General features: G+C 74.0%; 18 protein-coding genes and 1 riboswitch. Of the genes, 7 read left to right on the top strand and 11 right to left on the bottom strand.

Annotated features, from left to right (window positions below):
• Nucleotides 1–26 precede the first annotated feature (26 nt).
• The 8 genes from ACX27O_RS09230 to ACX27O_RS09195 form a co-directional block, all read right to left on the bottom strand.
• Nucleotides 27–1,178: a cobalt-precorrin-5B (C(1))-methyltransferase gene (locus ACX27O_RS09230; RefSeq protein ID WP_458939260.1), complete on the bottom strand. Its 1,152-nt coding sequence runs from the start codon at nt 1,176–1,178 to the stop codon at nt 27–29.
• Nucleotides 1,175–2,008, bottom strand: coding sequence for a precorrin-4 C(11)-methyltransferase (cobM, locus tag ACX27O_RS09225; RefSeq protein ID WP_458939259.1), 834 nt, complete (start codon nt 2,006–2,008; stop codon nt 1,175–1,177). Before cobM ends, ACX27O_RS09230 begins: the two co-directional genes overlap by 4 nt.
• Nucleotides 2,005–2,778: a precorrin-2 C(20)-methyltransferase gene (gene cobI, locus ACX27O_RS09220; protein WP_458939258.1), complete on the bottom strand. Its 774-nt coding sequence runs from the start codon at nt 2,776–2,778 to the stop codon at nt 2,005–2,007. The genes cobM and cobI overlap by 4 nt, the downstream gene beginning before the upstream one ends.
• Nucleotides 2,775–4,130, bottom strand: a complete 1,356-nt coding sequence (locus tag ACX27O_RS09215) for a cobyrinate a,c-diamide synthase (RefSeq protein ID WP_210866092.1) — start codon at nt 4,128–4,130, stop codon at nt 2,775–2,777. The genes cobI and ACX27O_RS09215 overlap by 4 nt, the downstream gene beginning before the upstream one ends.
• Nucleotides 4,124–4,735, bottom strand: a complete 612-nt coding sequence (cobO, locus tag ACX27O_RS09210) for a cob(I)yrinic acid a,c-diamide adenosyltransferase (RefSeq protein WP_030327536.1) — start codon at nt 4,733–4,735, stop codon at nt 4,124–4,126. Before cobO ends, ACX27O_RS09215 begins: the two co-directional genes overlap by 7 nt.
• Before the next feature lie 75 nt (nt 4,736–4,810).
• Complete coding sequence (locus ACX27O_RS09205) at nt 4,811–7,096, bottom strand: VWA domain-containing protein (RefSeq protein WP_458939257.1); 2,286 nt, start codon at nt 7,094–7,096, stop codon at nt 4,811–4,813.
• Complete coding sequence (gene cobN, locus ACX27O_RS09200; RefSeq protein WP_458939256.1) at nt 7,093–10,761, bottom strand: cobaltochelatase subunit CobN; 3,669 nt, start codon at nt 10,759–10,761, stop codon at nt 7,093–7,095. The genes ACX27O_RS09205 and cobN overlap by 4 nt, the downstream gene beginning before the upstream one ends.
• A 290-nt stretch (nt 10,762–11,051) precedes the next feature.
• A riboswitch (cobalamin riboswitch) is annotated at nt 11,052–11,228 on the bottom strand.
• 352 nt (nt 11,229–11,580) lie between these two features.
• Nucleotides 11,581–11,916, bottom strand: a complete 336-nt coding sequence (locus tag ACX27O_RS09195; RefSeq protein WP_358126091.1) for a hypothetical protein — start codon at nt 11,914–11,916, stop codon at nt 11,581–11,583.
• Nucleotides 11,917–12,051: 135 nt separating this feature from the next.
• On the opposite strand from ACX27O_RS09195, the gene ACX27O_RS09190 reads away from it, so the two are divergent.
• The 5 genes from ACX27O_RS09190 (at nt 12,052) to ileS (ending at nt 18,107) form a co-directional block, all read left to right on the top strand.
• Nucleotides 12,052–12,624 carry an RNA polymerase sigma factor gene (locus ACX27O_RS09190; RefSeq protein WP_458939255.1) on the top strand — a complete coding sequence of 191 codons (573 nt, stop codon included), beginning with the start codon at nt 12,052–12,054 and terminating at the stop codon, nt 12,622–12,624.
• Nucleotides 12,617–13,336, top strand: coding sequence for a hypothetical protein (locus tag ACX27O_RS09185; RefSeq protein WP_458939254.1), 720 nt, complete (start codon nt 12,617–12,619; stop codon nt 13,334–13,336). Before ACX27O_RS09190 ends, ACX27O_RS09185 begins: the two co-directional genes overlap by 8 nt.
• 129 nt (nt 13,337–13,465) lie before the next feature.
• Nucleotides 13,466–13,987: a hypothetical protein gene (locus tag ACX27O_RS09180; protein ID WP_458939253.1), complete on the top strand. Its 522-nt coding sequence runs from the start codon at nt 13,466–13,468 to the stop codon at nt 13,985–13,987.
• Between the two features lie 29 nt (nt 13,988–14,016).
• Nucleotides 14,017–14,682, top strand: a complete 666-nt coding sequence (locus tag ACX27O_RS09175; RefSeq protein WP_210862319.1) for a hypothetical protein — start codon at nt 14,017–14,019, stop codon at nt 14,680–14,682.
• A 254-nt stretch (nt 14,683–14,936) separates the two neighbouring features.
• On the top strand, nt 14,937–18,107 hold the full coding sequence (gene ileS, locus ACX27O_RS09170; protein ID WP_458939252.1) for an isoleucine--tRNA ligase: 3,171 nt from the start codon (nt 14,937–14,939) through the stop codon (nt 18,105–18,107).
• Nucleotides 18,108–18,126: 19 nt separating this feature from the next.
• Here the strand turns inward: ileS and ACX27O_RS09165 are convergent, their stop codons facing one another.
• Nucleotides 18,127–19,023, bottom strand: coding sequence for an aldo/keto reductase (locus ACX27O_RS09165; RefSeq protein ID WP_458939251.1), 897 nt, complete (start codon nt 19,021–19,023; stop codon nt 18,127–18,129).
• Nucleotides 19,024–19,096: 73 nt separating this feature from the next.
• Nucleotides 19,097–20,359: an MFS transporter gene (locus ACX27O_RS09160; RefSeq protein WP_081883632.1), complete on the bottom strand. Its 1,263-nt coding sequence runs from the start codon at nt 20,357–20,359 to the stop codon at nt 19,097–19,099.
• Nucleotides 20,360–20,519: 160 nt separating this feature from the next.
• On the opposite strand from ACX27O_RS09160, the gene ACX27O_RS09155 reads away from it, so the two are divergent.
• Both ACX27O_RS09155 and ACX27O_RS09150 read left to right on the top strand, forming a co-directional pair.
• A complete protein-coding gene (locus ACX27O_RS09155) occupies nt 20,520–21,509 on the top strand; it encodes a LacI family DNA-binding transcriptional regulator (protein WP_030327521.1) in 990 nt (329 codons plus the stop codon).
• A gap of 78 nt (nt 21,510–21,587) precedes the next feature.
• Nucleotides 21,588–22,316 (top strand): alpha/beta hydrolase, encoded by a 729-nt coding sequence (locus ACX27O_RS09150; protein ID WP_036410452.1) that lies wholly within the window; start codon nt 21,588–21,590, stop codon nt 22,314–22,316.
• A gap of 13 nt (nt 22,317–22,329) precedes the next feature.
• Here ACX27O_RS09150 and ACX27O_RS09145 read toward each other — a convergent pair whose 3' ends face one another.
• Nucleotides 22,330–23,454, bottom strand: a complete 1,125-nt coding sequence (locus ACX27O_RS09145) for an FUSC family protein (RefSeq protein WP_357634972.1) — start codon at nt 23,452–23,454, stop codon at nt 22,330–22,332.
• Between the last annotated feature and the right edge of the window lie 217 nt (nt 23,455–23,671).

The following is a 23,671-nucleotide window of genomic DNA, read 5'->3' as shown; positions in this document are numbered from 1 at the left end:
CGCCCGGGTCACCGGCTCAGCCCGCGTCATCCGGACCACCGGCCGGACGAGGCGACGACGTGCGCTCCGGCAAAGTCGACCATCGCCACGTCCACTGTGACCGTCGGCCCGGCGAAGCGCCGCAACACCGCCTGGACCCGCTGGCAGAGCAGGTCGCCGGCCGGGGCGAGCAGCCCGGCGGCCTCCCACAGCTCGTACGCGTGCCGCCCGGTGTTCGCCTCGGTCACGGCGGCGACCAGCGACGGGTCACCGCCGGCCTCGGCGGTCACCGCGCCGAGCAGGGAAAGGTCCACCTTGGATCGGGTGTAGTGGGTCATCAGGATGCCGGCGGCCAGTTTGGCGAGCTTGCCGGCCATGCCGACGAAGACCACCCCGGTCATCGCGTCCTCGACGGCGGCGGTGACCGCCGCGCCGGTGAAGTCGCCCACCTCGACGAAGCACACCTCGGGCAGGTCCGGCAGCAGCGCGCGGGCGGCCCGCTCGGTACGCCCACCGGTGCAGAGCACCACTGTGCGCTCGCCCTGGGCGGCCATCACGTGCACTGCCTGCACCACGCTGGCCCGCCACGACGCGGTGGAGAAGGGACGGACGATCCCGGTGGTGCCGAGAATCGAGATCCCGCCGAGGATGCCGAGCCGACGGTTGGTGGTCTTGCGGGCCATGATCTCGCCGCGAGGCACGCTGATCACCACCCGGACGCCGACCTCGCTGAGGTCGACCACCTCGGCCACCGCCTCGCCGATCATCCGGCGGGGGGTGTCGTTGATCGCCGGGCCGCCGACCGCGAGCCCGAGGCCGGGCTTGGTCACCGTGCCGACGCCGGCGCCGGCGGCCAGCCGCAGGCCGGGTACGTCGGTCCAGTTCACTGTGGCGGTCAGCTCGGCGCCGTGGGTGACGTCCGGGTCGTCCCCGGCGTCCTTGACCACCACCGCCTCGGCGCGCACCGGTGGGGTGCCGCTCACCTCGCAGCGTTCGACAGGAAAGCGCACCCGGCGCCCGGCGGGCAGCCCGATCTCCACCTCCTGTTGGGTCTCGCCGGTGACCAGCGCGGTGACCGCCGCCTTGGCCGCCGCCGTCGCGCACGCCCCGGTGGTCCAGCCGGTGCGCAGCGCGGTGGGCCGGACCTTCGCGGTACGCGGCAGGTCCGGCTCGCGCAGCGGCGGCTCGGCGTACGTCATGGTGTGGCTGTCCCCCCGGTGCGGGCGCTGGCCTGACGGCGCAGCTCGGCGCGGGCGGCCGGCTCGGCCCGGCGGAAGGTGTGGAAGTGCCCGGGGTGATAGAGGTGCGAGCGGGTGCCCTCGGCGGCGAGCGCCGGCCCGACCAGGAACAGGGTGTGCTTCCACAGCTTGTGCTGCTTGACGGTCGCCTCCAGGGTGCCGACAGTGCAGCGGACCACCAGCTCGTCGGGCCAGGTCGCCTGGTACGCCACGACGGCCGGGGTGTCCGGCGGGTAGCCGCCGGCCAGCAGCTCGGCCTGCACCTGCCCGGAGCGGGCGGCGGAGAGGAACAGGGCCATGGTGGTGCCGTGCCGGGCGAAGTCGCGGACCCGCTCGCCGGGCGGCATCGGGGTCTTGCCGCCTTCGAGGCGGGTGAGGATCACCGACTGGGCCACCTCGGGCACTGTCAGTTCCCGTCCGACGATCGCCGCGACGGCGGTGAACGAGGACACCCCGGGCACGATCTCGACGGCCAGGCCGAGCGCCCGGCACAGGTCCAGCTGCTCCTGCACGGCGCCCCACAGCGCCGGGTCTCCGGAGTGGATCCGGGCCACCGTCATCCCCTGTTCGGCGGCGCGCCGGTAGAGCGGCAGCACACCCTCGATGGGCAACTGCGACGAGTCGACGATCTCCGCGTCGGGGCGGGCGTGCGCCAGCACGTCGGCGTGCACCAGGCTGGCCGCCCAGATCACGATGTCCGCCTCGGCGATCACCCGGGCGGCCCGCACTGTCAGCAGGTCCGCAGCACCGGGGCCGGCACCGACGAACCACACCTTCGCGTCGCTGGTCACAGCTTTCCTCCTCGGTGCTCACGGCGGGCCGGAACCAGCAGCGTCGACAGGTACGGCAGGTCGTCCCCGGTGTCGTCGACCGGCCCGACGCGTTCACCGGGCAGCCCCAGGCTGCGGCCGAGCACCGCGTCGGCGAGGCGGCCCTGCCGGCGCAGTTCGGCGAGCAGCTCCGGGTGCCGCCGCCAGCCCTTGTAGGCGACCACGGTGCCCGGCCCGGCGAGGGCGTCGGCGAAGAGCGCCAGGCCCGCGGTGGCCGGCAGCAGGGTGAGCGGTTCGCGTCCCTCGCAGAGCGGGGTGCCGCTGCGCGCGGCCAGCTCCTGCATGGCGGTGACACCGGGCACTGTCGCCACCCGCACCGCCGGGCGCAGCGCGCGGACGCTCTGGGCCAGGTACCCGAAGGTGGAGTAGACGTTGGGGTCGCCGATGGTGGCGAACGCCAGCGACCGTGCGCCCGCGTCGATCGCCTCGACGACCACCCGGGCCGCCTCGTCCCACGCCTGCGCCCGGCGCGCGGTCACCCCACCCCGGTCGTCCAGCGCGAACGGCAGCCGACGCAACCGGTCCGCGGCGACGTGCTGCCGCACTGTCGCCTCGGCCCGCCCGGCCTGCGCGCCCGGCGGCGTCGGAGCGGCGGTCGCGCCGGGTTCGGCCCGGTCCGCCATCACGGGTACGAAGACCAGGTCGGCCTCGCCCAGCAGCCGCACCGCCTTGACGGTGAGCAGCTCCGGGTCGCCGGGGCCGACACCGACCCCGGTGAGCGTGGCGGTCATCGGGCCGCCTCGACCAGTCGGCGGGCCGCGCCGGGGTGACCGGCCCAGTGGGTGTGCAGGTAGGACGCGTGCACCCGGCCGGAGACGAAACCGTGCTCGGCGTCGTTCCACCGCCACGCCGGTGCGTCGCCGTGCCCCGGGTCGGTGGTGGTGCGGTGGAACTCGTGGCCGCGTACCTGCGCACCGGCGCGGGCCACCGGGGAGTCGGTGCTCGCCACTGCCTCCCGGTAGCCGAGGGTGAGCCGGTCGGTCATCCGGGCGGTCAGGTCCAGCCGACCGCACATCGGTACGCCGTCCAGGGACCGCCCGAGGTAGAGCAGCCCGGCGCACTCGGCCACGATCGGCCCGTCGAAGTCGGCCAGCTCGGCGCGCAGCGCGGTGTTGTCGGCAAGCGCCTGGGCGTACGCCTCGGGGAAGCCGCCGCCGATCACCACCGCGCGGGTGCCGGTGGGCAGCGCCGGGTCGCGCAACGGGTCGACGGTGACGACGTCCGCGCCGGCCGCGGTGAGCAGTTCGGCGGTCTCCGCGTACGAGAAGGTGAAGGCCGGACCACCGGCGAGCGCGACGCGTGGTCGCTCGACGCCGGCCGCCCCGCCGACGGCGGCGACCGGGTTCCACGCCGGGGTCGTCAACGGTGCGGCGGTGCGGGCCAGGTCGAGCACGGCGTCGACGTCCACCGTGGCCTCGACCAGTTCGGCAAGGGCGGTGACGATGGCGAGCGACTCGGGTGCCCGCTCGGCGACCGGCACCAACCCGAGGTGCCGGGCCGGCGCGGCCACCTCGGCGGCGCGGGTGACCGCCCCGAGCACCGGTACGCCCACCTCGGCGAGGGCGTCGCGCAGCAGTGTCTCGTGCCGGGGTGAGCCGACCCGGTTGAGGATCACCCCGCCGATCCGAACCGCCGGGTCGAACGCGGCCATGCCGAGGGTGAGCGCGGCGGCCGAACGGCCCTGCGCGGTGGTGTCCAGCACCAGCAGCACCGGTGCCTCGATCAGCCGGGCGACGTGCGCGGTGGAGGCGAAGTCACGCCGGCCCACCGCGCCGTCGTGCAGGCCCATGACGCCCTCGACCACGGCGACGTCGGCGGGCGTGGGGACGCTCGCGCCGTGTCGCAGCAGGGGGGTGATCAGGTCGGGCCCGACCAGGAACGGGTCGAGGTTGCGGCCGGCTCGTCCGGCGGCGAGGGCGTGGTAGCCGGGGTCGATGTAGTCGGGGCCGACCTTGTGCGGGCTGACGGCGAGTCCCCGTCGGCGGAGCGCGGCGAGCAGCCCGGTGGCGACCGTCGTCTTGCCGTGGCCACTGGCCGGGGCGGCGACCACCACCCGGGGCAGCGCCCACTGCCCGCTCACCATTCGATGCCCTTCTGGCCCTTCTGGCCGGCGTCCATCGGGTGCTTGACCTTGGTCAGCTCGGCGACCAGGTCGGCGGCGGCCACCAGGCGCGGGTCGGCGTCCCGACCGGTGATCACGACGTGCTGGAAGCCGGGCCGGTCGGCCAGCGTGGCGACCACCTCGTCGACGTCCACCCAGCCCCACGTCATCGGATAGGTGAACTCGTCCAGCACGTACAGCCCGTACCGTTCGGCGGCCAGGTCACGCTGGATCTGCCGCCAGCCCTCCAGGGCGTCGGCGGCGTGGTCGGCGTCGCCGCCGCGCTGGATCCAGGACCAGCCCTCGCCCATCTTGTGCCAGGCCACCGGCGCGCCCTGGCCGGTGCGCTCGTGCACCTCGCCGAGGGTCCGGAAGGCGCTCTCCTCCCCCACCCGCCACTTGGCGCTCTTGACGAACTGGAACACCCCGACCGGCAGGCCGGCCGTCCAGGCCCGCAACGCCAGCCCGAAGGCCGCCGTCGACTTCCCCTTCATCTGCCCGGTGTGGACCATCAACAGCGGCCGGTGCCGCCGCTGCCGGGTCGTCAACCCGTCAGCGGGCACCACGCTCGGTTGTCCCTGCGGCATCAGGCCGTCCCCCATCCCTCGTCCAGGTGTCCCGCGATCTTGCGGTTTCTGTTGCTCATATGCGTGCTTGGTCCGTTATGCCGCGACAGAAAGTGCACGATCGCGGGGGTGGGGGTGGGTCAGGGATTCCAGGGGGGTTCTTGGGGCATTCAGCTGGGTGGCCAGGCGGGTGGCCAGGTGGAGGCGGACCGGGCCGGACTCGCAGTCGACGACCACGCAGGCAGCGTTGGTGGCGGCCAGGACCTGCGCCGCCGCTGCCGCCCGGTCCAGTGGGCGGGTGCCGGCGGTGGCCCGACCATCGGTGACGATGAGGACCAGCGGGCGGCGCTTCGGATCGCGCAGGCGCTCCACCCGCAGCAGGTCGACGGCGGCGAGCAACCCCTCGGCCAGCGGTGTCCGCCCACCGGTGGGCAACTCGGCCAGCCGGGTCGAGGCGGCCAACACCGACGAGGTCGCCGGCAGCAGGGTCCGGGCACCGGCACCCCGGAACGCGATCACCGCGACCTTGTCCCTGCGCTGGTACGCGTCGGTGAGCAGGGCGAGCACCGCGTCCTTCACAGTGGTCATCCGCTGCCGGGCCCCCATCGATCCGCTCGCGTCCACCACGAAGAGCACCAGGTTGCCCTCACGCCCTTCGCGAACCGCCTCCCGCAGGTCGTCGCGGCGCAGTCGCAGCGGACCGGTGAGCCGGCCCCGGGCCGCCTGGTGCGGCGCGGCGGCGCGGATCGTGGCCGGCAGGTGCAGCGCGCCGACCCGGCCCGCCGGCACCCGCGCGCCGGTGGTGCGGCCCCGCCCGGTCCGGGCCCGCGACCGCCGGCCCGGCACCCCGTCACCCAGGCCGGGCGCGGTCAGCGTCCGCGCCCGCAGCCCACCCCGGGGTACGGCCACCGGCTGCGACTCCCCGCCCCGGGTCGGGTCCTCGGCACCGGCCGACGCTCCCCGGCCACCGGGCGTCCCCGCGTTCCGACCGTCGCCGTTCGGGTGCTGCGGCCAGCGGTCGTCGCCCCGGTCACCCGGCTGACGCTGCGGCCAGCCGTCGGTACCGTCCGGGCCGTCGGTGCGCCCGTCCGGGCCCGCGCCGTCACGTGCCGTCGAGTACCCGGCCGACCCGGGTTCGCCCTGCTCGACCCCGTCATCGCCGGCGTCGCCGCCCTGGGCTCCGCCGACAGCCGGGCTACTCCCGTTCGGGCCGCCGTCACCGGCCGGGCCACCGCCGTTGGGGCCACCGCCGTTGGGGCCACCGTCGTCGGGGCTGTCGGGGCCGTCGTCGTCCGGGTCGTCGGGGTGGGCGTCCTGGGCGCGCTGCAACGCCTCGTCGAGGCGCTTCTCGTCCAGGCCGGGGGTGTCGAACGGGTCGCGGCGGCGGCGGTGCGGCAGGGCCAGCCGGGCGGCCACCCGGACGTCGTCGATGGTGACCCGGTCCCGGCCGTGCCAGGCGGCGTGGGCGAGGGCGGTGCGGGCGGTCACGATGTCGGCGCGCATCCCGTCCACGTCGAACGCCGCGCACACCTCGGCGATCTGCCGCAACGCGGCGTCCGGCAGTCGTACCCCGGGAAGTCGGCGGCGGGCGGCGGCCACCTGGGCGGCGACCTGGGCGTCCGCGTCCGCCCACCCGGCGGCGAAGTCGACTGGGTCGGCGTCGGCGGCCAGCCGGCGGCGGACCACCTCGACCCGGATCTCCGGGTCCCGGCTGGCGTTCACCTCCACGGTGAGCCCGAACCGGTCGAGCAACTGCGGGCGCAGCTCGCCCTCCTCCGGGTTCATCGTGCCGACCAGCAGGAACCGGGCCGCGTGGCTGACCGAGACGCCCTCCCGCTCCACGTGGCTGCGGCCCATCGCCGCCGCGTCGAGCAGCAGGTCGACCAGGTGGTCGTGCAGCAGATTGACCTCGTCGACGTAGAGCACCCCCCGGTGCGCGGCGGCGAGCAGACCCGGCTCGAACGCGCGGACCCCCTCGCCGATCGCCTTCTCCAGGTCCAGCGCGCCGACCACCCGGTCCTCGGCGGCGCCCACCGGCAGCTCGACCAGGCGGGCCGGGCGGGTCTCGGCGGCGGCGTCGGCCGGATGCGGGCCGTCCGGGCAGGCCGGGTCGGGCCCGGCCGGGTCACAACCGAACCGGCAACCGGCCACCTGGCGCACCGGGGGCAGCAGCGCGGCGAGGGCCCGCACGGCGGTGGACTTCGCGGTGCCCTTCTCGCCCCGGACCAGGACCCCGCCGATCGCCGGGGAGACCGCGTTGAGCAGCAGGGCCAACCGCATGTCGGCCATACCGAGCACCGCGCTGAAGGGATAAGTCGCCACGGCGCCTCCTTTCGTTCGCGACTGCGAGGCTCGCAAAACCGGCTCACTCCTCGCGCTCACGCCCGGTCCTCCAGGTCGCCCTCGCTGGCCAGGTACGTGTCGCGCAGCCGGTCGAGGGTGCTCGGCTCCGGTGCGGCCCACAGCCCCCGGTCGGCGGCCTCCAACAGCCGCTCGGTGATGCCGCGCAGCGCCCACGGGTTGGACCGCTCCAGGAACTCCCGGGTGGTGTCGTCGAAGAGGTACGCGGCGGCCAGGTGTTCGTACATCCAGTCGTCGACGACACCAGCGGTGGCGTCGTAGCCGAACAGGTAGTCCACTGTGGCCGCCAGCTCGAACGCGCCCTTGTAGCCGTGCCGGCGCATCGCGGCGATCCACTTCGGGTTGACCACCCGGGCCCGGAACACCCGCCGGGTCTCCTCACCCAGCGTGCGGGTGCGCACGTCGTGCGGCATCGCCGAGTCACCCACGTACGCCTGCGGTGACGTGCCGGTGAGGTGGCGGACCATCGCCACCATCCCGCCGTGGTACTGGAAGTAGTCGTCGGAGTCGACGATGTCGTGCTCGCGGGTGTCCTGGTTCTTCACCGCCACCGCGATCCGGGCGAACGAGCGTTCCATGTCGGCGCGCGCCTCCCGCCCGTCCAGGCCCCGGCCGTACGCGTAGCCGCCCCACACCGCGTACACCTCGGCCAGGTCGGCGTCGCTGCGCCACGTCCGGGCGTCGATCAGGGGCAGCAGCCCCGCCCCGTACGCGCCGGGCTTGGAGCCGAAGATCCGGGCGGTGGCCCGCCGCTCGTCGCCGTGCTCGGCGAGGTCGGCGGCGACGTGCGCGCGCAGGTAGTTCTCCTCGTCCGGCTCGTCCAGGGCGGCGACCCGCCGGACGGCGTCGTCGAGCAGCGCCACGACGTGCGGGAACGCGTCGCGGAAGAAACCGGAGATGCGCACCGTGACGTCGACGCGCGGCCGGCCCAGCTCGGCGGTCGGCACCACCTCGATGCCGGTGACCCGCCGGGACCTGTCGTCCCAGACCGGCCGGCAGCCCAGCAACGCGAGCACCTCGGCGATGTCGTCACCCTGGGTCCGCATGGCGCTGGTGCCCCACACTGTCAACCCCACCGACCGGGGGTACCCGCCGGTGTCGGCGAGGTGCCGGGCCAGCAGCGAGTCGGCGAGGGCCACCCCGACGTCCCAGGCGTTGCGGCTGGGGATGGCCTTCGGGTCGACGGAGTAGAAGTTGCGGCCGGTGGGCAGCACGTTGACCAGGCCCCGGGTGGGTGAACCGGACGGGCCGGGCGGCACGAACCTCCCGTCGAGCGCGCCGAGGGTGTGGGTCAGCTCGTCGGTGGTCCGGTCCAGGCGGGGCACCAGCTCGGTGGCGGCGAAGCGCAGCACCGCGGCGGCGTCCGGGATCGGTTGCCCGGTCACCTCCGCCACCACGGCGTCGACGGCGTCCACTGCCCAGCCCTGGGTCTCCATGCCGACGACCAGCCGCCGCGCGAGCGCTTCGATGAGGTCGATCGCGTCGGCGGCGGTGCCGGCCGGCCCGTCCACCACATCGGTGAGCGCCGTGGGCAGCGCCAGTCGCTGTCCCGGCGTCGCGAGCAGTTCCTGCTCGTCGAGCAAGTACGCGACGGCGAGGGCCTGCCGCAGACCGGGCAGTGCGCGGGCGCCGCCCCAGATCTGCGGGGCGCGCAGCACCGCCAGGACCAGGTTGACCCGTGCCTCGCCGGTGGGCGCGTCGGCGAGGATGTGCAGCCCGTCGCGGATCTGCACGTCCTTGACCTCGCAGAGGTACCCGTCGAGGTGCAGCACGAAGTCGTCGAAGTCGTCCGGGTCGGGCATCGCCTCGGCGTGCAGGTCGTGGTGCAGCTCGGCGGCGCGCACCAGGTTCCAGATCTGGGCCCGCACGGTGGGCACCTTGGCCGGGTCGAGGGCCTGCACGGTGGCGTACTCGTCGAGCAGTTGCTCCAGTTTGGCCAGGTCGCCGTAGGTCTCGGCGCGGGCCATCGGAGGGACCAGGTGGTCGACGACCACGGCGTGCGCCCGCCGCTTGGCCTGGGTGCCCTCACCGGGATCGTTGACGATGAACGGGTACACCAGCGGCAGATCGCCGAGGACCGCGTCGGGCGCGCAGTCGGCGGCCAGGCCGAGGCCCTTGCCGGGCAGCCACTCCAGGGTGCCGTGCTTGCCCAGGTGCACCACGGCGTCCGCGCCGAAGCCGCCGTCCGCGACCGGCGCGGTCAACCAGCGGTACGCGGCCAGGTAGTGGTGACTCGGCGGCAGGTCCGGGTCGTGGTAGATGGCGATCGGGTTCTCCCCGAAGCCGCGCGGCGGCTGGATCAGCAGCACCACGTTGCCGAAGCGCAGCCCGGCGAGCACGATGTCGCCGCCCTCGGTGTACAGCTCGCCGGGCGGCTCACCCCAGTGTTCCCTGATCCGCTCCCGCAGCTCGGCCGGGACCTGGTCGAACCAACGCCGGTACGTCGGCCCCGGTATCCGGGCCTCGGCGCCGGCCAACTGCTCCGGGGTGAGCCACTCCACGTCGTGGCCACCGGCGGCGATCAGCGCGTGGATCAGCGCGTCGCCGTCGGCGGGCACCGGGCGCTCGCCCAGGTCGTAGCCAGCGTCCGCGAGCGCGGCGAACAGCCGCACCGCCGACGCCGGGGTGTCCAGGCCCACCGCGTTGCCGACCCGGGAGTGCTTCGTCGGGTACGAGCTGAGCACCACGGCGACGCGCTTGTCGGCGGCCGGCACGTACCGCAGCCGGGCGTGGCGCACCGCGATCCCGGCGACCCGGGCGGCCCGCTCGGGGTCGGCGGCGTAGACCGAGAGCCCGTCGGCGTCGATCTGCTTGAACGAGAACGGCACGGTGACGATCCGGCCGTCGAACTCGGGGATGGCCACCTGCATGGCGGCGTCCAACGGGGACAGCCCGGCGTCGCTGTCGGCCCACTGCGCCCGGGTGCTGGTGAGACAGAGCGCCTGGATGACCGGCACGTCCAGGGCGGCCAGGACGCCGACGTCCCAGGCGTCCTCGTCGCCGCCGCCGGAGGCGTCGGCGGCGACCGCACCGCCAGCCGCGAGCACGGTGACCAGCAGCGCGTCACAGCGGGCGAAGAGCCCGAGCGGGCCGGCGTCGGCGGTCAGCCCGCGCAGGGAGCCGCAGAAGATCGGCAGCGGGTTGCCGCCGGCCGCCCGGACCGCCTCGACCAGCACGTCGATGAAGCCGGTGTTGCCGGCCAACGCGTGTGCCCGGTAGAAGACGATCCCCACTGTGGGCCGGTACGGGTCGGCCAGGTGCGCGCCGTGCACCCCGTACGCCGGGGTGCGCGCGGGCGGGGCGAACCCCTCACCGGTGAGCAGCACCGTGTCGGAGAGGAACCGCGCCAACTGCCCCAGGTTGTCCGGGCCGCCCTCGACCAGGTACGCCAGCGCCTGGGTCGCGACACCGGACGGCACGGTGGAGCTGGCCATCAGCTCCGCGTCGGGTGTCGCCTCGCCGCCGAGCACCACCGTCGGCACGCCGGTCGCGAGCACCGCGGCGAGGCCGTCCGGCCACGCCTGCCGACCGCCGAGCAGGCGTACGACGACGAGGGCGACCCCGTCGAGCAGGGCGGGCACCTCCTCGACGGTGACCCGCGCGGGGTTGGCCAACCGGTAGTCGGCGCCGCTGGCGCGGGCGGCCAGCAGGTCGGTGTCGGCGGTGGAGAGCAGCAGGATGCGCACGGCAGGCTCCGGAGAGTGACGTCGACGCGCTCGCCGATGCGAGCTGGCGACGTGGGATGGGCGCGGGGTTCAGCAGGCACCGCGACCCGGGCGGCTCACCGGCGCGGGGCCGACGGCGGCGGGTGGCGCGGTGGGGAACTCAGCGGTGAACGGCGCGGGAGCGTGCGGATGCCGGCGCGTCAGTGCGGCCGGGGCGGGGCGCGGCGGGGCGTCCGCCGCTCGGTTCGCGACGGTGATCGTCGGTCACAGAGACGCCATGCGTCATCGGGTCCTCCTCGGGTGTCCACGCCCTGGGGTACGTCCCGACGGCCGAAGTATCCTGGCTTCCGGATCGACGCTCTCCCCCGGCCTTCCAACCGCAGACACACGGCCGTGACTCACGAGGGGGGATCGCTCCCCGGTGACAGTGGCGGGACCGCGTCGGATTCGCACCGACTTCCTTCACTGCCGTCAGGCTGCGAATGCTGCCACACCCCCGCGCCGCCGGTCAACGCGGACCCCACCCCCACCCGACCACGCTCACCACATTGACCTGCGAAAATATCGGCGCGCGCGGGTTGCCTCTCACCACGCTGGCGGGCTGGGCGACTGGTTGATCGGCCTCGCGGACTGCCCCGTGGCAGGGGGCGGAGTGTTCACGCGGCCCCTTTGGAGCTGATGTCGTAGACGATTCAGCCGCCTCGACTTCCGGCCCGCGCCTCGGCTTCAGGTCCGGACCTACGGCGATGTCGCCAACGATTCAGCTCCAAAGGCGCCGAACGACACATGCCCGGGACCGACCACGCCACGCGCGACGACCGACACCGGTCGACGCCCCGATCAGCGGGCGTGGCGTTCCGGGTGGGCCCGACTCCAGGTCCGCATCCGCTCCGGGTAGCCGGTGCGCGCCGCCTCGTACAACGGCACCGCGTGCTTGCGGGCGATGGCCCCGGCCGCGCGGGGCGTTCCGGTACGGCGGCGGATCCACTCGCCGTCGTGGGCGATCGCCACGACCGTGGTGTCCGTCGCGGTCGTCTCCGGCTCCAGGTAGAACTCCACCCCGCGCCGGGTGGCGACGAACGCCTCCAGCGCCGCGAGGTCGTCGCGGGTCGCCTCCCGGTCCAGCTTCGTCGGGGTCGTCTCGGCACCCCGTGACCGGCGACTGAACCAGCTCATGCCCCGCCCCTCTCCTCGACGCCCTCCAGTGCAGCACCGATTCCTGGCAATAGGCTGCACGCCCGGTGGGAGAGAGCTGATCCGGGTCGGAAATCCCTGTGGAACCCGCGGCGGGTGGGCGGTGTCATGTGGGTGATGCGAACGGAGGCTGCCCTGGACGACGAGGCGCTCGTCACCCGTGCTCGGACAGGTGACCTGGAGGCGTACGACCTCCTGGTCGCCCGGCACACCGCGTCCGCGTACCGGACGGCGGTGCTGCTCGGTGCCGGCTCGGACTCCGAGGACGTCATCCAGGAGGCGTTCGTGAAGGCGTACCGGAAGCTGTCCCGTTACCGGGGCGAGGCGTCCTTCCGGTCGTGGCTGCTGGCGATCGTCGCCAACGAGACCCGCAACCTGCACCGCTCCCGGGGCCGGCGCGACGGGCTCGTGCTGCGGGCGGCGGCAGCGGACCCCACGTCCGAGGTCGCCGAGGACGACGCGGTCGGCGCGGTCCTCGCCGGGGAGCGCCGGGCGTCGCTGGTGCGGGCCCTACGGCAACTGCCGGTACGCGACCGCGAGGTGATCGTCTGCCGGTTCTTCCTCGATCTCAGCGAGGAGGAGACGGTGGCGACGCTGGGCTGGCCCCGGGGCACTGTGAAGTCGCGCACCTCCAGGGCGCTGGCGAAGCTTCGCACCCTGCTCGACCGGGAGGAGGTCCGACATGGGTGACCTCGAACGGGAACTGCGGGACCTGTCCACCTGGCTGGACACACCCGATCCGCCCGACGTGAGCGCCCGCGTCCGCGTCCGACTCAGCACGCCCGCGCCCCGGCGGCGTCGGTGGCGTTCGCTCGCCGCGGTGGCGCTCGTCACCCTGCTGGTGGCGGTGTTGCCGCCGACCCGGGCCGCCATCGCCGACGTCGTCACCGGGCTGCTGCGCTTCGCCGGTGTCAGCATCGCCACCGCGCCCGCCGCGACGCCGCCCGGTGCCACCGCGTCGCCGTTACCCGGGCAGCGGGTCGTCGCCCTGGACGAGGCGCAGCGGGCGGTACGGTTTCCGATCCGCCTGCCGGCGAAGCTGGGCCCACCCGAGCGGGTGCTGGTCGCCGACCCGGACGCCACCGGCAGGTACCGGGTGGCGACGCTGCTCTACGACGGGGGCGCGCTGCGCGTCGACGCGTTCGACGGGCACCTCGACCTGGCCTTCCACAAGGAGGTCACGCCGCCGGGCGCGAACTGGGTCCAGGTCAACGGCGACTTCGCCGTGTGGGTCGATGGCCCACACGTGCTGTCCTACGTGGACCGGGCGGGTGGGATCCGCCGGGAGACCGCCCGGCTGGCCGCCTCGACCCTGATCTGGCAGGACAACGAGGTGAGCTACCGGCTGGAGGGCCACCTCACCAGGGCCGAGGCGATCGAGATCGCCCGCTCGCTGCGCTGAGGGAACCGGGCCGGCCCGGGCGGTGTCCTGAAGACACGACGATTCGCCGTCGCCCGGTCTGTTCCAGCCCGAGGTGGCGGCCGGTGTACCGGAGGAGCACGGATGGGTTCACGGGGCAGGTTGACGCTGGTGTCATCGGTGGTCCTGTTGGCGGGATGCACGGCCACGACCAGCGGCGGGTCGGCCGCACCGGCTGCCACGACCGCCGCCACGGCGAGCGCCACCACGGCCACCACCGCCGCCACCACGGCGAGCGCCGCGACGGGCTGCGGCTCGCGGGTCGAGACCGGGCCGCTGCCGGACTGGGCGGACGCCGGATTCAGCGGGGACGCGCGGGTTCCGCACGTCTTCGGCGCGAAGGGGGACATCGTGGCGGTGCTGTTCGCCCATCCGCTGCGGCAGGTCCGCGACGACGGGTCGAACAACAAGATCCTCTGGGTGGCCCGCGCCGCCACGACCTCGCCCGACCCGGTCGCACCGGCAACCCTGGTGATCACCGCGAGGTTGGACGGCACCGACACGCAGGTGATCCGGGAGGTCCCCGGCGGCCCCGGTCCGTCGATCATCGACCTGCCGCGGGCCGGTTGCTGGCGCCTCGACCTGAGCTGGTCCGGGCACACCGACACGATGGACCTGACCTACGCGCGGTGAGCGGCACCCGGGCCGCCTAAGCTGCTGGCGTGCGGGACGACGAGCGGGTGGCGGCGGCCCGCAACAACGCCGAGTGGTGCGACATCGTCTGCGGCAGCCACGGGCTGCCCGGCCGTACCGACGCCGACGCCTGGTCGGTCCCGCGCCGGTCGCCACAGTGGTACCCGGACGCGGTCACCCTGCGACCGGGCGTCGACGCCGAGGCCCTGCTGGCGCGGTTGGACGCGGGGCCCGGCGCGACGGTGAAGGACAGCTTCGCCGATCTCGACCTGTCCGGGTACGGCTTCCGGGTGCTCTTCGACGCGCAGTGGATCCAGCGGCAACCGGCCGCCCCGCCGGCCGACGCGCCCCTCGACCGGGTCAGCACCCCCGACGACCTGGCGTCCTGGGCGGAGGCACACGGCGGTGGGGCCCTGTTCCGCCCCGCGCTCCTGGCCGACCCGCGGGTGCTGGTGCTCGCCCGCCACGACGATCGGGGCGAGCTCACCGGTGGAGCGGTGCTCAGCGGGGACGGCCCGTACGGCGTCTCCAACCTGTTCACCCGCACCGGCACCGCCCACGACGTCTGGCGCGCGGTGTGCGCCACAGTGCCCGACGCGCCGCTGGTCGGCTACGAAACCACCCAGGACCTGTCACCGGCGCTTCGCGCGGGCTTCACCACCACCGGCCCGCTGCGCGTCTGGTCGCACGGCTAGCACTCCGGCCACGAGCCCCGCGCACGGACAGCTATGCTGGCGGCATCGGCACCGATCCGGCCATCACCGGGGAGCCTCCGGAAGAACGGGCAGCCTGGCCGCCTCAGTAGAACCGGACGCAGCGGCACGTCACGTCGCAGAATTGAGCGGCGCCCGCACCATCGGGGCGCAAGCGGGGTGGTACCGCGGAGTCCTGGCCATACGCCCGGCGCTTCGTCCCCGCGTGGGCAGTGAGCTGATGCCCGCGTGAGCGGATGTGGAGTGTAGGGAGAGCGTCGGTGCCGGACGGTCCATCGAAGTCGCCATTCGTGCCACTACCCACCAAGATCGACTTCGCGGTGCTGGACCGTACGGTCATCGAGTGGTGGCAGGCCAACTCGGTGTTCACCCGGAGTCTGGAGCAGACGGCCGACGGCACCCCGTGGGTGTTCTACGAGGGACCGCCGACCGCCAACGGCACGCCGGGCACCCACCACATCGAGGCGCGGGTCTTCAAGGACCTCTTTCCCCGGTACCGGACGATGCGCGGCTTCTCGGTGCCGCGCCGCGCCGGCTGGGACTGTCACGGCCTACCGGTCGAGCTGGCGGTCGAGAAGGAACTGGGGCTCGGCGGCAAGCCCGACATCGAGAAGATGGGCATCGCGGAGTTCAACGCCCGCTGCCGCACCTCGGTGCTTCGTCACGTCGACGAGTTCGTCCAGCTCAGTGAGCGGATGGGTTACTGGATCGACCTGGAGCACCCGTACCAGACGATGTCACCGGAGTACGTGGACAGCGTCTGGTGGTCACTGAAGCAGATCCACGACGGTGGGCGCCTGGTGGAGGATTTCCGGGTCGCCCCGTACTGCACCCGCGACGGCACGACGCTCTCCGACCACGAGGTGGCGCAGGGGTACGAGACAGTCGTCGACCCTTCCGTGTACGTGCGGTTCCCGGTGCGCGGGGAGCTGGCCGGGCACAACGGCGTCGACCTGCTGATCTGGACCACCACCCCGTGGACCCTGGTGTCCAACACCGCCGTCGCCGTCCATCCCGGCGTGACGTACGCGGTGGCCCGCACCGGGCAGGGCACCTTCGTCGTCGCCGAACCGCTGGCCCAGCGGGTCCTCGGCGACGAGGCGGAGATCCTGGCGACCGTCGCGGGGTCGGCCCTGGAGGGGTTGCGGTACGAGCGGCCGTTCGACCTGGTGGACATCCCGGACGCGCACCGGGTGGTCCTCGCGGAGTACGTCACGACCGAGGACGGCACCGGCCTGGTGCACCAGGCGCCGGCCTTCGGCGCCGACGACCTCGCCGTCTGCCGCGCGTACGGGTTGCCGCTGGTCAACCCGGTCGCGCCGAACGGGCGGTTCAACGACGACATCGAGCTGGTCGGTGGCGTGTTCTTCAAGGACGCCGACGCGTTGCTCATCGGCCGGCTCCGCACCTCGGGTCGGCTGTTCCGGCACGAGCCGTTCGAGCACCCGTACCCGCACTGCTGGCGGTGCCACACCCCGCTGATGTACTACGCGCAGCCGTCCTGGTACATCCGGACCACCGAGGTACGCGACGAGCTGACCCGGGAGAACGAGAAGACCAACTGGTTCCCGGAGCACATCAAACACGGCCGGTACGGCGACTGGCTGAAGAACAACATCGACTGGGCGGTGTCCCGCTCCCGGTACTGGGGCACCCCGCTGCCGCTGTGGCGCTGCCCCGACAACCACGTGACAGCTGTCGGTTCCCGTGCGGAGCTCGGCGAGCTGGCCGGCGCCGACCTGTCCGAGCTGGACCCGCACCGCCCGTACGTCGACGAGATCACCATCGCGTGCCCGGACTGCGGCCGGACCGCCACCCGCGTCCCCGAGGTGATCGACGCCTGGTACGACTCCGGCGCGATGCCGTTCGCGTCGTTGGGCTACCCGCACGTGCCCGGCAGCAAGGAGCTCTTCGAACGCAGCTACCCGGCCCAGTACATCTGTGAGGCGATCGACCAGACGCGGGGCTGGTTCTACACGCTGATGGCGGTGGGCACGCTGGTCTTCGACCGGTCCCCGTACGAGAACGTCGTCTGCCTCGGGCACATCCTGGCCGAGGACGGCCGCAAGATGAGCAAACACCTGGGCAACATCCTGCTGCCGATCCCGTTGATGGACACCCACGGTGCGGACGCGGTGCGCTGGTTCATGGCCTGCTCCGGCTCACCGTGGTCGCCGCGCCGGGTCGGGCCCGGCCCGCTCGACGAGATCGTCCGCAAGGTGTTGATGACCTACTGGAACACCGCGGCGTTCTTCTCCCTCTACGCGGCGAACTCGACGTGGGCGCCGCACCTGGCGCAGCCGGTCGCCCAGCGGCCGGTGCTGGACCGGTGGATCGTCGGCGAGGTCCACGCCCTCGCGGCCTCCGTGGACGAACGACTGCAGAACTACGACACGGCGCGCGCCGGCCGACTGCTCGCCGACTTCATCGACGACCTGTCCAACTGGTACGTGCGACGGTCGCGACAGCGCTTCTGGGAGGGCGACCCCGACGCGCTCACCACCCTGTACGAGTGCCTCGACATCCTCACCCGGCTCCTCGCGCCGTTCATTCCGTTCGTCACGGAGGAGGTGTGGCAGCAGGTCGTCCGGCGGGGGTCGGCGTCAGCCCCGGAGTCGGTGCACCTGGCGACCTGGCCCACCCCCGACCCCACACTGATCAGCACGGAGTTGTCGGCCCAGGTGGCCACGGCACGGGCGTTGGCGGAGGCGGGCCGCTCCGCGCGTAAGGCGAGCGGTCTGCGGATCCGGCAGCCGTTGAGCCGGGCGCTGGTGGGGCTGCCGGCCGGCACGGTTCTCCCGCAGGCGTTGCTGGACGACATCGGCGACGAGTTGAACGTCAAGGTCCTCGAACCGCTCGATCCGCAGAGCGGTGTCATCGACGTGCAGGTCAAGGCGAACTTCCGGACCCTGGGACGCCGGTTCGGCAACCGCACCCAGCACGTCGCGAAGGCCATCGCCGGGGTGCCACCCCGGGAGTTGGTCGACGGCGTCCGGGCGAACGGGACGTACCCGCTGTCGGTCGACGGCGCACCGGTCGAGGTGGGCCCGGACGACATCCTGATCACGGAGGTGCCGCGCACCGGTTGGGTGGTGGAGACCCAGCGCGGCGCGACCATCGCGCTGGACACCGAGATCACCCCCGAACTGGCGGCCGAGGGCGTCGCCCGCGACGTCGTCCGCATCGTCCAGCAGGCCCGCCGCGACGCCGACTTCGCGGTGTCCGACCGGGTCACGGTGGCGATCGCCGCGCCCCCGGAGGTGGCGGCGGCGATCTCCACGCATCAGGTGCTCATCGCGCACGAGACCCTCGCGCTCAGGCTGACAGTGGCGGACGCCTTGTCGGAGGGTTTCTCCGGCACCGTGGGCAACGGCTACGAGATCGTCGTCCACGTCGTGCGGGCCTGAGCGGTGGCCGGGTGGCCGGTCAACCGAGCCGGGTCAGGTCCTCCGGGGTCAGGTGCAGGGCACCGGCCGCCACGTTCTGCGCCAGGTGCTCCGGGTTCGCGGTGCCGGGGATGGCCAGCACGTGGGGGCCCTGGTGCAGGGTCCAGGCGAGGCGTACCTGCTGCGGGGTGACGCCGTGGGCGCGGGCGACCGCCTCGACGGCCTCGCCCTGCGCGGCGCTCGCGCCCGCCTCCCGCCCGGTGCCGGCCAGCGCGAAGAACGGCACGTAGGCGATACCCCGCTCACCGCAGAGCCGGACGAACGGGTCCTGCTCCCGGTAGGCGTCCACACCGTAGTTGTTCTGCACACAGACCACCGGCGCGATGCCCGCCACCTCGTCCAGCTGCTCCGGCCGGACGTTGGAGAGCCCGAGGTGCCGGATCAGCCCGGCGGCCCGCAGCTCGGCGAGCGCGCCGAACCGATCGGCCAGCGGCACCGGGCCCGGCCCCCGGCCGAGGCGCAGGTTCACCACGTCCAGCTGGTCGCGGCCGAGGCGGCGAAGGTTCTCCTCGACCTGATCGCGCAACTGCGCCGGGGTGAACGCCTCGGTGAAGCCCGCCTCCGGGTCGTACCCGAAACCGACCTTGGTGGCGATCACCAGCTCGTCCGGGTACGGGGCGAGCGCCGCGCGGATCAGCTCGGTGGCGTAGCGGGCCAGGCCGGTGCCGACCCGCAGGGTGCCGCCGGGTGAGACGTAGAACGCGGCCGTGTCGATGTGGTTGACGCCCAACTCCACGGCCCGGCGCAGCAGGGCGACGGCCCGGTCCGGGTCGGGGTTCGCGGTGATCCGCATGGAGCCGAAGCCCATCCGGTTCACGGTGCGGTCGCCCAGGATCCAGCTGCCCGCCGCGGCGGCGGTGATCTTGTCGGTTGGCATCGGGCGACGATAACCAGCACGGGTGCGCGGCGCAGTCGGCCACGCACCCGATACCGCCAGGCGGCGCGGTGGGTTAGTTTTTATCTACCGACGGAGCCGTTCCAGCCGGGTGCGGCGGGCGCAGCACCGGCACCAGCAGCAGGGTCGGCAGCAGCAGCAGAGGCACCACCAGCAGCGCGCGCAGGGTGCCGACCTGGTCGCCGACCAGCCCCAGCAACGGCGGGCCGCCGAGGAACGCGGTGTAGCCGATCACCGCGACCACGCTCACCCGCACCGCCGCGTGCGACTCGTCGTCGGCCGCCGCGCTCATCCCGACCGGGAAGCCCAGCGACGCACCGAGACCCCACAGCGCGACGCCGACGACGGCCACCGGCCCGGAACCCGCCAGCACGGCCAGGCCCGCGCCGAGCACGGCGAGGCCGATGGTGCCGCTGATCACCGGTACCCGACCCCAGCGGTCCAGGGCGATGGTGCCGGCGGTACGCCCGATGGTCATGCCCACCACGAAGACCGCGAAGACGGCCGCGCCGGCGGCCTCGCTCAGGTCCCGTCCGTCGATGAACGCCACCGCCAACCAGTCGTTGGCGGCACCCTCGGTGAACGCGGCCACCAGCACGAACAGCCCGATCAGCAGGGTGCGCGGCTCCCGCCAGGCGGCGAGTTGCGCCCGGCGGCGGGCCGCCGGGGTGGCGTCCGCCGGGTCGCCGGTGTGGTCGCTGCCCACCGGCAGGTACGTCCGGGCGGCGAGCGCGGTGCCGGCCAGCACGACCACCGCCACCGCGACGAGGTGCGCGCCGACTGACACGTCGAAGCGGGCCGCCCCGGCACCGAGCGCCGCGCCGGCAACCGAACCGAGGCTCCACCCGGCGTGGAAACGGGGCATGATCGTCCGGCCGAGCCGCCGCTCCACCGCCGCGCCCTCGATGTTCATCGCCACGTCGCAGGCGCCGGAGCCGTAACCGAGGGCAACCAACCCCAGTGCGACGAGGGCGAACGACCCGGTCATCGTGGCGCCCAGCCCCGCCACGCTCAGGCCGACGGCGACCATGACGGTGGCCATCGTCACGGTGCGGGCCGCGCCGAAGCGCTGGGCGAGCAGGCCGGAGGTGGGCATGGCGAGCAGCGCGCCGACGCTCATCGCCAGCAGCAGCAGCCCGAGTCGGCCGGCGGAGAGGTCCAACGCCTCACGGACGGCCGGAACGCGGGAGAACCAGCTGCCCACGGCCAGTCCGTTGAGGGTGAAGGTGACAGCGACACCGTTGCGGGCGAGCCGCACCGTCCGCAGGTTCGGCGAGGCGGTGTCCGGGGCCAGGGGTCGACTGGTGGGGGCGCTCACGAGGGTGGGTCCTCTTTCTCGGGGTGATCTCCTGGCACGATCGCACACCTGAGAGCGCTACCACCACAACCCGGGACCGCCCCTTACCGCAGCTGGTGGGGCCGGGGCATGATGGGCGCAGGCGCTGGTCCGACCGGACGGGCCGCCGCGGGAGGCGACGATGACGACAGCGGCACAGCGACCGGCCACTCTTGAGGACGTGGCCCGGGTCGCCGGGGTGTCCCGGTCCACGGCCTCGCGGGTGATCGCCGGCACGGGGTTCGCGTCACCGGCCGCCCGGGAACAGGTCACCGCGGCCGTCGACCAGCTCGGTTACGTGCCCAACCCGGCCGCCCGGGCGTTGGTCCGCGGCGGCGGCGTCCGCCTGGTGGTGGCCGTTCTGGGGACCAGCGCCGCGGTGCTGGACGACCCGTACGTGCACCAGGTGGTCGGCTCGGCCGCCCGGGTGTGCACGCCCGCCGGTGTCGGGGTGGCGCTGCACTGGCTGCCGTTCGGCGACCCCCGCACCCTCGACCAGATCGGCCGGGATCGCAGCGTGTGCGGGGTGATCCTGGTCAACACCACCGAGGATCTGCTGGCGGCGGTTCCCCAGTCGCTACGCGGTCGGGTGGTCTCGATCGGCATCGGCTCGGCCACCGTGCCGTCGTTCGACGTCGACAACGCCGCCGGCTCCGAAGCGGTGCTGCGCCACCTGTACGCCGCGGGTCGCCGCCGTATCGCCATGGTGACCGGCCCCCGATGGCTGCCCTGCGCGCAACGCCCGGTGCAGACGTACCGCCGGCTGATGGCCGAGGCGGGCCTGCCGGAGCGGATCCTGCCCGGGGACTTCCGGGCGGCGCGCGGCCGGACGGCGGCCGGCGAGGCGTTGCACCGCTGGCCGGACATCGACGCGGTCTACGCGATCAGCGACGACACCGCGCTCGGGGTGATCGCGGGCCTGCGGGACGCCGGTGTGCGGGTGCCGGGCGACGTCGCGGTGGCCGGCTTCGACGACATTCCGTTGGCGGGGATGACCGCCCCGGCGCTGACCACAGCGAGTCACCCGGTGGGGCGGATCGCCGTCGCCGCGGCCACCGCTGTGCTGGACGGACGCCCGGCGGCCCCGGTGACCCTCTTCCCGTCGGCCCTGGTGGCGCGGGCCAGCGCCTGAGTCGACGCCCGGCGGTTAACCCCGCACGGGCCGGGTAACCGGGGCGGACCTTACGTCCACCCCGAGGAGCGCCGACCCGTGTCCGACTCCGCGCCGTCGCACTGGGACCCGGCGCCGAGCCCGCGCGACGGCCGGTTGACCGCCCGCCACCACCCACCGGCGGCACCGGGGCGCACCGGGCTGGTGCCGATGACCGGCCGCGACGGGGACCGGCTGGCTGTGGGGTACGTCCCGGAGCCGGCGGGCGACGGTTCGGCGTACCGGTTGGTGCTGCTCCTGCACGGTGCCGGCGGCTCGGCGCGACAGGGCCTGGACCTGCTGTTGCCGGTCGCGGACGCGCAGCACCTGCTGCTGGTCGCCCCGGACTCGTCGGCGGCCAGTTGGGACCTGATCGCCGGCGGATTCGGGGCGGACGTGCGGCGCATCGACGCGCTGTTGGCGACCGTCTTCGACGGCTACCCGATCGCCGACGTGACAGTCGGCGGCTTCTCCGACGGCGCCTCGTACGCGCTGTCGTTGGGCCTGGCGAACGGGGATCTGATCGACGCGGTGGTGGCGTTCTCCCCCGGTTTCGCCGCGCCGCCGGTCACGCACGGCCGGCCACGGGTCTTCATCTCGCACGGCGTCGACGACCGGGTGCTGCCCATCGACGTGTGCAGCCGCCGCCTCGTCCCCCACCTGCGCGACCTCGGTTACGACGTGACCTACGAGGAGTTCCCCGGCGGCCACGACATCCCCGTGCCGGTCCGCGACTCGGCCATCAGCTGGCTCACCGGCCATCCCCCACGGGTCGTGGCCCGGCCCTGACCGGGGGCGGGCGTCAGACCGGGGGAAGGCCGAGGGCGTCGTCGACGCGGGCGAGGACGGCGGCGTCGTCGCGCGGGTTGACGCCGCGCAGCAGGTCGATGGCCGTGGCCCGGACCTGACCGATGATCATCGCCAGGGGAAGGGTCTGGGTGGAGCCGAAGAGCTGCCCTGCGGTGTGCACCGCGGCCAACGCCGACTCGTCGGCCCGGGTGGCGTGCCGGTCGGCGGTCTCTTCCTGCCCGTCCAGGTCGGCGGCGAGGGCGGCACCGGCCTGCCGGACCGCTTCGGCCAGGGATCGCAGGGCGGCGCCCAGCTCGGCCGGGGCCGCCGTCTGCATCCGGCTGAGGGTCACCCCCGCACGGGCCAGCACCCGGACGTTGCGGACCGCGTAGTCGATCTGCCGGATGGACTCGTCCACCGAGCGCAGCCGACCGAGGTGCTGACGTCGGCGGACGTTGAGCCGCAGCGCCTCACCGGCGGCCAGCACTCCGTCGCGCAGCCCGTCCACCCGGGCGTCCATCCCCCGCGCCTGCCGCAGCGCGGCGACCGCCGCCGGCTCGTCGCGGTCGTCCAGCGCGTCGGCGATCCCGTCCAGCAACCCGGCCAGCTCGTCGAAGGTCCGCCGCACCTCGGCGACCAGCGGGGCGAGCGGGTGCCGGGCGTCGACCAGCAGGCTGGCCGCGAGCGCGACGACGCCGCCGACCAGCGCGTCGACGAAACGGAACGGCACCAACGACCCGTCCGGCGGCGCGACCACCACCAGGTAGAGCGCGGAGACCGCCGCCTGCACCAGGGTCACGCCGGTAGCACCGAAGGCCACCGCGAGCAGGACGGTGAGCAGGATGACGGTGAACACCGTCCAGGTGCTACCCGGGCCGAGCGCCTGCACCACCAGGTCGGCGACGAGCACCCCGGCGGCGACCCCGAGGACGACCTCGACGGCGCGGTGGATGCGCTGCCCCCGGGCCTGACCGAGAACGATCAGCGCGGCGGCCGGCGCGAAGAAGGGCTGCGGGTGCCCGAGCAACCGGGTGGCCAGCAGCCAGGCCACTGTCGCCGCGACCGTCGCCTCCAGCACCGGCCGCCAGCCACGCCGCAGCCGCCCAGCAGCCGTCCGCAGCCCGCTGATCCGCACCATCGCCCACCTCTCCTGCCCGCGCCAGTCGGTCTGCCGCGCCCCGCCCCCGCCCCGCCAACCAGGTCACCACACCACCGACCAGGTCACCGCACCGCCAGCCCATCTGAGTGCGCCACGACACCGCCGGCCCACCCGCATACGTCGTTCGCAGCCCCTTTGGAGCTGATGCCGTCAACGAATCAGGCGCCCTCCCGTGCACGGTTCACGCTGGCGGCCC

It is taken from the genome of Micromonospora sp. SD19 (assembly GCF_054462275.1).
Note: the sequence above shows the minus strand (reverse complement) of the source record. Positions and strands in the feature narration are given on the sequence as shown.

What these genes read in the sequence shown, in the direction of transcription:
- cobO (WP_030327536.1), bottom strand. Translation starts at nt 4,735, where the DNA reads ATGCCGCAGGGACAACCGAGCGTGGTGCCCGCTGACGGGTTGACGACC.
- ACX27O_RS09185 (WP_458939254.1), top strand. Translation starts at nt 12,617, where the DNA reads ATGGGTGACCTCGAACGGGAACTGCGGGACCTGTCCACCTGGCTGGAC.
- ACX27O_RS09230 (WP_458939260.1), bottom strand. Translation starts at nt 1,178, where the DNA reads ATGACGTACGCCGAGCCGCCGCTGCGCGAGCCGGACCTGCCGCGTACC.
- ACX27O_RS09145 (WP_357634972.1), bottom strand. Translation starts at nt 23,454, where the DNA reads ATGGTGCGGATCAGCGGGCTGCGGACGGCTGCTGGGCGGCTGCGGCGT.
- ACX27O_RS09195 (WP_358126091.1), bottom strand. Translation starts at nt 11,916, where the DNA reads ATGAGCTGGTTCAGTCGCCGGTCACGGGGTGCCGAGACGACCCCGACG.
- cobI (WP_458939258.1), bottom strand. Translation starts at nt 2,778, where the DNA reads ATGACCGCCACGCTCACCGGGGTCGGTGTCGGCCCCGGCGACCCGGAG.
- ileS (WP_458939252.1), top strand. Translation starts at nt 14,937, where the DNA reads ATGTGGAGTGTAGGGAGAGCGTCGGTGCCGGACGGTCCATCGAAGTCG.
- ACX27O_RS09215 (WP_210866092.1), bottom strand. Translation starts at nt 4,130, where the DNA reads ATGGTGAGCGGGCAGTGGGCGCTGCCCCGGGTGGTGGTCGCCGCCCCG.
- ACX27O_RS09190 (WP_458939255.1), top strand. Translation starts at nt 12,052, where the DNA reads ATGCGAACGGAGGCTGCCCTGGACGACGAGGCGCTCGTCACCCGTGCT.
- ACX27O_RS09155 (WP_030327521.1), top strand. Translation starts at nt 20,520, where the DNA reads ATGACGACAGCGGCACAGCGACCGGCCACTCTTGAGGACGTGGCCCGG.
- ACX27O_RS09165 (WP_458939251.1), bottom strand. Translation starts at nt 19,023, where the DNA reads ATGCCAACCGACAAGATCACCGCCGCCGCGGCGGGCAGCTGGATCCTG.